This window comes from Alysiella crassa DSM 2578 (assembly GCF_000745955.1).
In the GTDB taxonomy this organism is placed as follows: Bacteria; Pseudomonadota; Gammaproteobacteria; order Burkholderiales; family Neisseriaceae; genus Simonsiella; species Simonsiella crassa.
In genome coordinates this window covers 1-7,944 of record NZ_JQKH01000099.1, presented here as the reverse complement: position 1 = coordinate 7,944, position 7,944 = coordinate 1, and the positions used below count along the sequence as shown (strand labels likewise).

General features: G+C 46.9%; 8 protein-coding genes and 1 pseudogene. 4 read left to right on the top strand and 5 right to left on the bottom strand.

The features are described 5' to 3' along the window. Positions 1-474: pseudogene (locus tag Q338_RS14905) on the top strand (hypothetical protein); the annotation flags it as partial. A gap of 291 nt (positions 475-765) precedes the next feature. Next, on the top strand, positions 766-2,724 hold the full coding sequence (fhuB, locus tag Q338_RS11280; protein ID WP_034295485.1) for a Fe(3+)-hydroxamate ABC transporter permease FhuB: 1,959 nt from the start codon (positions 766-768) through the stop codon (positions 2,722-2,724). Between the two features lie 182 nt (positions 2,725-2,906). On the opposite strand, the gene Q338_RS11275 is transcribed toward fhuB, so the two are convergent. The 3 genes from Q338_RS11275 to Q338_RS14615 form a co-directional block, all read right to left on the bottom strand. Continuing rightward, positions 2,907-4,010, bottom strand: coding sequence for an acyl-CoA dehydrogenase family protein (locus tag Q338_RS11275; RefSeq protein WP_034295483.1), 1,104 nt, complete (start codon positions 4,008-4,010; stop codon positions 2,907-2,909). Positions 4,011-4,146: 136 nt separating this feature from the next. Next, a complete protein-coding gene (locus tag Q338_RS11270; protein ID WP_034295481.1) occupies positions 4,147-4,695 on the bottom strand; it encodes a carboxymuconolactone decarboxylase family protein in 549 nt (182 codons plus the stop codon). An 80-nt stretch (positions 4,696-4,775) separates the two neighbouring features. Then, on the bottom strand, positions 4,776-4,925 hold the full coding sequence (locus tag Q338_RS14615) for a hypothetical protein (RefSeq protein WP_156961077.1): 150 nt from the start codon (positions 4,923-4,925) through the stop codon (positions 4,776-4,778). A gap of 1 nt (position 4,926) precedes the next feature. Between Q338_RS14615 and Q338_RS11265 the strand changes: the two genes are divergently transcribed. Together Q338_RS11265 and Q338_RS11260 are read left to right on the top strand one after the other, a co-directional pair. After that, positions 4,927-5,784 (top strand): phosphoribosylaminoimidazolesuccinocarboxamide synthase, encoded by an 858-nt coding sequence (locus Q338_RS11265; protein ID WP_034295479.1) that lies wholly within the window; start codon positions 4,927-4,929, stop codon positions 5,782-5,784. Positions 5,785-5,973: 189 nt separating this feature from the next. After that, positions 5,974-6,924: an asparaginase gene (locus Q338_RS11260; protein ID WP_034295477.1), complete on the top strand. Its 951-nt coding sequence runs from the start codon at positions 5,974-5,976 to the stop codon at positions 6,922-6,924. Between the two features lie 60 nt (positions 6,925-6,984). Here the strand turns inward: Q338_RS11260 and Q338_RS11255 are convergent, their stop codons facing one another. Both Q338_RS11255 and Q338_RS11250 read right to left on the bottom strand, forming a co-directional pair. Next, entirely contained in the window at positions 6,985-7,581 is a 597-nt protein-coding gene (locus Q338_RS11255) for a TerD family protein (protein ID WP_034295475.1), read from the bottom strand. A 180-nt stretch (positions 7,582-7,761) separates the two neighbouring features. Continuing rightward, positions 7,762-7,944 (bottom strand): TerD family protein (locus Q338_RS11250; RefSeq protein WP_034295473.1); only part of this gene is annotated, 183 nt, incomplete at its 5' end.

Sequence of the window (7,944 nt, the reverse complement as noted above, 5' to 3'; positions counted from 1 at the left end):
CTGAATTGTATTGCAAGTTGGCTGTTGTTTTCGGGCAAGCAAGCCCCTGATTTTGATTTTTTATTTGGCGAAGCATGGTATCGCAAAATTCGTGAAAGCGACTATCCGATTGCAAGCGGCTATTTGGACGGCGTAGAAATTATCCGCGAAAACGCACACACACTTATCCCGAAATTTGCTCATGACCCGAAAATGCTGCTCGTGCTTGACCCGCCATACATTTGCACCGCGCAGGGCAGTTATCGGCAAGATGATTATTTTGGTATGGTGCAATTTTTGCGGCTGATGTCGGTGGTACGTCCGCCATTCATCTTTTTCAGCAGTACGCGGTCGGAATTTGTGGATTATTTGGATTGGGTTATTGAGAGTAAACAAAATGGTTGGGAGCGGTTGAGTAATTACCAAAAAATCAGCTTGCAAACAAGTTTGAATTATTCTGCGAAATATGAAGATAATCTTGTGTTTAAATTTTGAAATTTAACATGAAAAACCGTTCCGCAAAAATAAAATGAGTTTTGATTTTATTGAGAAAAAAATGTTAAAATTTTACTATTTTGCGGAATGAAAATAGCCTGAAAGGTTTATAAAGACTGGAAAGGCAGCCTGAAAGATGTTTCAGGCTGCCTAAATTTGTCGTGTACTGTGAGAAAAGCAAAAAATAAAAAAATCAAAAACAATGGACGGTGTTCATGCCATTTTTAAATAAATAGACTATAAAATTCAGGCTGCCTGAAAATCCAATCAACACACATCTAGAGAAAATTTATGAAACACAAAACTTTTATTGCCCTATGTTTTGCGCTGCTGCTGTGGTGCGTGGGCGTGGTGGCATGGCTTTATTCGCGCCAATGGGGGCTAGGCTTGGCGGATTTATTTGCGGCGGCGGACACTTTGGCGGTGGGGGATTTGCTGTTTGTGCATGGCACTTTGCCGCGTTTGGCGATGGGCGTGTTGGCGGGTGGGGCTTTATCGGTGGCGGCGGTATTGTTGCAGCAGGTGATGCACAATCCGCTTGCTTCGGACAGCACTTTAGCGGTGAGCAGTGGGGCGCAGGCTGCCTTGTTGGTGGCGACCATTTTTGCGCCATCTGTGTTGATTTGGGGGGCTGGTGCGGTGGCGTTTGTGGGGGCGGTATCGGCGTTGTTGGGGGTGTTGTGGTTATCGGCGCGGCGTGGGTTGGCACCGCTTGTGGTGGTGTTGTCGGGTTTGGTGATGTCGCTGTATTTGTCGGCGGTAACGGGCGCATTGGGTTTGTTTTATGTGGAAGAAGCGCGTGGTTTGGCGATGTGGGGCGCAGGTTCATTGGTACAAGACAGTTGGCACGATGTGGGTGTGTTGGCGATGGTATTGGTGGCGGTTGGGATTGGAATATTTTTATTAATCAAGCCATTAAATATTATGGCTTTGAGTGATGAACAGGCGGTGGCATTGGGCATTCCTGTGAAATGGATACGTTTGGCGGCATTGACATTGGCGGCGGTGTTGGCGGCGTATGTGGTGGCTTTGGTGGGCATGATGGGTTTTGTGGGTTTGGCGGCGAGTGCGGCGGTGCGTTTGGGGGGGATTCGTTTATTGGCGACTCGTTTGTTGGCGGCGTTTGCGGTGGGTGGTTTGTTGCTGGCTGGGGTAGATGGGATTTTATTGGTGATTTTGGAGCTGTGGTCGGTGGATTTGCCTGCTGGGGCGGTGTCGGCATTGGCGGGGGCGCCTTTGGTTTTGTTTTTGATGAATGCGGCGGGTGTGCCAGCAGAACATTCGGCGCGTGGCGCACGGCGCACGGTACGGGTTCGCTTATCGTTTGGTTTGAAAATATTGCCGATTATATTATTGGGCAGCCTGCTGATTTCACTATTAATTGGGCAAATGGAAGAGGGTTGGTATTTTTCAGGTAGCCTGAATTTATGGGAAATGCGTTATCCGCGCATATTAGCGGCGGCGGCGTGTGGCGTATTGTCGGCATTGGCGGGGGTTTTGTTGCAAAGATTAACGGGTAATGCGATGGCTAGCCCCGAATTACTCGGGATTGGTTCAGGCACGGCGGTGGCTGTGATGGCGGCGGTGTGGTGGCTAGACGTGGCGGCTGGTGGCTGGGGATTTTGGTTGAGTGGCGTGGTGGGTGCGTTGGCGACTTTATTGGCAATTGTGTTATTTAACCGCAAAAATGGTATGCAGCCTGAAAAAATTTTGCTGACAGGCATGGCATTGGCGGCTTTATCTACGGCGTTGGTGCAAATTTGGTCGGCAAGTGGCGATTATCGCATTGTGCAAATGCAAACGTGGTTATCGGGTTCAACTTATGCCGTTTCGGGTGGCGTGGCAGTGGGTTTGACGGCGTTGGCGATGGTGTCGTGGGCGGTGTGTTTGCCCATGCAACGCTGGTTGGGTTTGTTGGGGCTGAACGCCACAGTCGCCGCCGCCAATGGCGTGAACGTGGCATGGGCGCGTGGCGTGTTGATTTTATTGGCGGCAATCATGACGGCGGCGGCAACTTTAACCGTAGGTCCTTTGAGTTTTGTTGGTTTGCTTGCGCCGCATTTAGCGTTGATGTTGGGGGCGAGATTGCCGCGTCAGCAATTGGTGTATGCGGCGATGTTGGGGGCGGCGTTGATGGTGGGGGCGGATTTTGTGGGGCGGCAATTATTGTTTCCCTATGAATTGCCTGCTGGTGTGGTGGCGACCGTATTGGGCGGCGCGTATTTTTTATGGGCAATGCGGAGAATGTAGTTTTTTGGGGAGACTAAATTTTCAGGCTGCCTTTCGTACACAACAATTTTTACCCAACTAAAATGTAGGGTGCGTACCACGCACCAAATCATTCAAATAACTTGATAAATTCGGTGCGTAATACACACCCTACATGAAGTTTTGCCGTGTACCGAAAGGCAGTCTGAATATCAAGCCATTGATTAAATAGAAAATTCCCCCGTAAATTCCAAATCCGAAATTTCCTTTTTCAAATGCTTAATCGCGGGCGTAACAATCGCCACAAACATGGCTTCACGCAAACGGCGTTGCACGGGCGAACGCATTAAATAGCCTTTCGCACCAGCGTGTAAAGCCGCCGACTGCGCCGCGTCCAAACACAATTCCGCCGCCGCCAAACGCGTTTGCAAAGTTTCCAAAATACTCGTTTGCCCAGCCCATGCTTCGTCCGCCAATTTTGCGGTTTTGCTCAAGGCAGCCTGAAAACGGTCGTCTAATTCATCTATTTGATTATCCAAATAAAAATTTACTTCACCATTGCTGACATTTGCCAATTCAATTTCTTTCAGGCAGCCATCAATAATCCCCGCGCCAATGCCAATTTGCAGCAAAATAAACCCCGCTTTGATGGATTTAATGTAATCGCCAAACTGTTCGGGTTGCGCCAACACGTCTTCATGTGGCACAAACACGTTTTCAAATTTCAAGGCAAACGTGCGCGTGCCTTCCAAAGCGCAAAATTCAGGGCAAGGATTCAGCGACACCCCTTCGCGCTCGCCGCCCGTGATAAACATCACATAACCATTTGATGTTTGAGCCGTATTTGCCCAAATATGCGTGTCGCCCAAATTAGACACCCAAGGCAGCACGCCATTCACAATATAACCACCATCGGTCGCGACCGCTTGCAAATTGTGGTTTTCAATGCCAGCTAAATGTTTGACTGTATTAGACATTCCCGTGCCAGCCAAGACTTTGCCTTGCAACACGTCCGCTAAATAGCGCGATTGCGCCGCCGTATTACTGGTTTTATGCAAATACCACGCACACGCCGCCTGACACCAAACGGAAAACGCGGTCGCACCGCAGACTTTGCCCACTTCACGAATGGCTAAAATTTGCGTGCTTAAACCCAAACCGTTGCCGCCTTGTTCGGGCGTACCCAGCGATTGATAGCCGCCGATTTCGCCCAATTTTCGCATAAAGTTTTCAGGGTAAACGCCTTTGCAGTCAATATCTTGCACAATCGGCGTGAGTTCGGTTTGTACCAATTGGGCAATTTGGGATAATAAGTGTTCTTGCGACATAATGGTTTTCCTTTGGGAAATGGTTTTCAGGCTGCCTGAAAATATTTAATTAATTAAAATCAATTATTTATAAAAATAAACCAATCATAAAAAACCGCCACGCCAGTTTATCCAGCACGGCGGTTGATTTCAGAAATTAGGCGTATTGTTGCAATTCAGGATTGATGTCGGATTGCGCTAAATTATTGGTATAGTTGCACAAAGTCGCCAATGCCACGCCCATCACCACATCAACAGATTGCTCTTTGCGATAACCTGCGTCAATAAAAGCCTGCAATTGCTCATCGCTTACCGCGCCTTTGTTTCCCATCACCGCTAAGGTAAATTCTGCCAAAGCCGCCAATTTTTTGTCTTCCAAACCTTGCGGATTCACCGCACGAATAGCAGGTAAATCATTGTCAGAAAACAAATTTTTCAATGTAGCAATTTTTGTGTGTCCCGCCACGCAAAAACCACATTGATTTTGACGAGCGGCAATGATTTGCACCACTTCCACTTCGGCGGGAGTTAAGCTGTTGCTGCTGTTCAATTTGCCAACTTCTTGATAAAACGCCAATGCTTGCGGTGAATTTGCCAATGCGCCAATCAAATTGGGAATAAAGCCATTGTTTTTTTGTGCTGCTTCCACGCGTGCTTTGGCTTCTTCGGGTGCTGTTCCTACATTGTGAATGGTTAAACGTGCCATTTTGTTTTCCTTATATTTTATAAACGAGATGAAATGGAAAGATGGTGTATCTTACCATTTTCAGGCAGCCTGAAAAATATTCAGTATTTATGTTGATTATAAGTTTTGCTTCTATGAGATTTTGTCGCATTTTTTAGTGATTTTGTTACATCATTTTCATGATTTTCAGGCTGCCTGAAATGCAAAATCGCGCTAAAATACGCCATTCCCAACATTGAATGAATGCCCATTATGACTCTTTCTCTGCAAAAACTTTATTCTGGCAAAGTGCGCGATTTGTACGAAATTGACGACAAAACCATGCTGATTGTGGCGAGCGACCGCCTGTCGGCGTTTGACGTAATTTTGGACGAACCCGTTGTTGGCAAAGGCGAAATTTTGACGCAAATTTCCAATTTCTGGTTTAATAAATTGGCGCACATCATGCCCAATCATTTTACGGGGCAAACGGTTTTTGACGTGTTGCCTGAAAACGAAGCCGCGTCAATCCAAAAACGCGCGGTGGTCGCCAAACGCCTGAAACCTGTGAAAATTGAAGCGGTTGTGCGCGGTTATTTGAGCGGTAGCGGCTGGAAAGAGTATCAGAAAAATGGTACGGTTTGCGGCATCAGGCTGCCTGAAAATTTGCGTGAAGCGGAAAAATTGCCCGAAGTGATTTTCACGCCGTCCACCAAAGCCGAAGTGGGCGACCACGATGAAAATATTTCGTTTGAGCAAGCGGCTGAAATCATTGGCAAAGATTTGGCGGAACAAGTGCGTGCCAAAGCCATTCGGCTCTACACGGAAGCGGCGGATTTTGCGCTGACACGCGGCATTATTATTGCCGACACCAAATTTGAATTTGGTTTGGACGAAAACGGCGTTTTAACGCTGATGGACGAAGTTTTAACGCCCGATTCCAGCCGTTTTTGGTCGGTGGCGACTTATGAAGTGGGTAAAAATCCGCCGTCTTTTGACAAGCAATTTGTGCGCGATTGGTTGGAACAAAGCGGTTGGAACAAACAGCCGCCCGCGCCCCAAGTGCCTGCCGATGTGTTGGCGAAAACGGTGGAGAAATATCAGGAAGCGTTGGCTATTTTGACGAAATAAATTTCAGGCTGCCTTTCAGTACACGACAGAAATTGAACATGCTGACTGAATGAGTAGGTTGGGTTGCAAAACCCAACATTTTCAGTATTTGTGTGATTTTGTTGGGTTTACAGCCCAACCTACTTAAATATTTTCAGGCAGCCTGAAAAAGGGTAAATTGATGAAATTACAAAACACAGGAATACAATTATGAAAAACATTTTCGTACTCTACACAGGCGGCAGCATTGGCATGACCGAAAGCCCCGAAGGTTTGCAACCCGATACCGCGATTGTGGACACTGCGCTCGCGCCATTTTCAGGCAGCCTGAATTTCACTTGGCACGTTTGCCAGCCTTTGATTGACAGCTCGGCAGTGTCGCCGCAACATTGGGCGGAATGGCTGGACATTTTGCAAACGAATTTGCCGCAATTTGATGGCGCACTCGTGTTGCACGGCACAGACACGCTGGCTTACACAGCGAATGTGTTGGCTTTGACGCTGAACACGCAGGGCAAACCCGTGATTTTGACGGGCGCACAAAAACCATTTGGCACAGCCAATAGCGATGCGCCTTTGAATTTGGAAACGGCGGTTAATGCGCTGCAACGCGATGATGTAAAAGAAGTTTTGTTGGCATTTAATGGCGAATTGTTCCCAGCAGTCGGTACGACCAAATGCAGCACGATGGAAGATATGGGTTTTGCCAACCATCATTTTGGCACATGGCAGCCTGAAAAAGCCGCCCCCGCGTTTAACCATTTGCCGCGCCGTTTTGACCCTGACCAACGCGTTGATGCCTTGTTTTTAACCCCCGGAATTGGCGTGAAATCGGCAGCGCATACTTTGCGTACTTTCCCAATTAATGCTGCGATTTTAATGACTTATGGACATGGCAATGCGCCAGCCGATATTGATTTATTGGACGCGATTCATCAATTAAGCAGCAAAAACCGTTTGATTTTAAACATCAGCCAAGTGCCAGAAGGCGAAGCGGCGGCGGTGTACGCACAAGGCAGCCGTTTGCGTGCTTCGGGCGCGATTAATGGCGGCAAGTGTAATGTGGAAACGGCAACGGCTTTGTTGATTTTGGCTTCGGGCAATGATTGGTCGCGCAATGATGTGTGTGATGAATTGCGCCGTTTGAAATTATTGAATTAATTTAATTAACTCAAAAATTTAGGCAGCCTGAAAAATCTTTCAGGCTGCCTGAAAGATTTTTCACAAATGTGGCAAAATCTGCGGCACAATTTTATCGGGCGTTGTACCTTGACTGTTTTCGCCAATTGCGTGCATTTTCCATTCGCCGTTGTGGCGGTACACTTTTGCCATGATTTGTGCGGTGTGATTGCCCTGTACTGACAAATTGTAACGCGCAATTTCCTGACCATTATCGCCATTGAGCAAGCGGCAATAGGCATTTTGCACTTGGCTAAAATCCTGTCCCGTGTAATTATTGACGGTAAACACCAGCGATTTGATGTTGCTGGGAACACGATTCAATGCGACTTTGATTTGCTCATCATCGCCTTCACCATCACCTGTGCGGTTGTCGCCACTGTGTTGAATGGAACCATCACTACTGCGTAAATGATTAAAGAAAATTATTTCTTTCAATTCACCTTTGTCGTTAAACATTAAGCAAGACGCGTCCAAATCAATCGCTTTTGTACCACCACCAAACAAATTGCTTAAAAAACCGCCTGATTTTTTAGGTTGAGCCGCATCCCAGCCCAAACCCATAATCACGGAAGTGAGCTTTACACCTGATTCTTTTTCCAAAGAAATTCTTTGACCTTTTTGTAAACTGATTGCCATGATTGGATTTCCTTTTGTGATTGCGTTTCAGGCAGCCTTACAGTACACGACAATTTTTACAAACACCCAAAATGTAGGGTGCGTACCACGCACCAAATCATTCAAATAATTGAAATTTCGGTGCGTACCACGCACCCTACATGTAGGTGTCGTGTACTGTAAGGCAGCCTGAAACATTCCTTAAATATTCACACCATAATGTTTCGCCAAAGCCGCCAATCCACCTTTAAAACCTTGACCAATCGCCTTGAATTTCCATTCACCATGATGACGGTAAATTTCGCCAAAAATCATCGCCGTTTCAATGGAAGCGTCTTCCGATAAATCAAAACGCGCCACTTCCACATCGTTGTTGGCGTTCAC

What these genes read in the sequence shown, in the direction of transcription:
- fhuB (WP_034295485.1), top strand. Translation starts at nt 766, where the DNA reads ATGAAACACAAAACTTTTATTGCCCTATGTTTTGCGCTGCTGCTGTGG.
- Q338_RS11275 (WP_034295483.1), bottom strand. Translation starts at nt 4,010, where the DNA reads ATGTCGCAAGAACACTTATTATCCCAAATTGCCCAATTGGTACAAACC.
- Q338_RS11270 (WP_034295481.1), bottom strand. Translation starts at nt 4,695, where the DNA reads ATGGCACGTTTAACCATTCACAATGTAGGAACAGCACCCGAAGAAGCC.
- Q338_RS14615 (WP_156961077.1), bottom strand. Translation starts at nt 4,925, where the DNA reads ATGGGCATTCATTCAATGTTGGGAATGGCGTATTTTAGCGCGATTTTG.
- Q338_RS11265 (WP_034295479.1), top strand. Translation starts at nt 4,927, where the DNA reads ATGACTCTTTCTCTGCAAAAACTTTATTCTGGCAAAGTGCGCGATTTG.
- Q338_RS11260 (WP_034295477.1), top strand. Translation starts at nt 5,974, where the DNA reads ATGAAAAACATTTTCGTACTCTACACAGGCGGCAGCATTGGCATGACC.
- Q338_RS11255 (WP_034295475.1), bottom strand. Translation starts at nt 7,581, where the DNA reads ATGGCAATCAGTTTACAAAAAGGTCAAAGAATTTCTTTGGAAAAAGAA.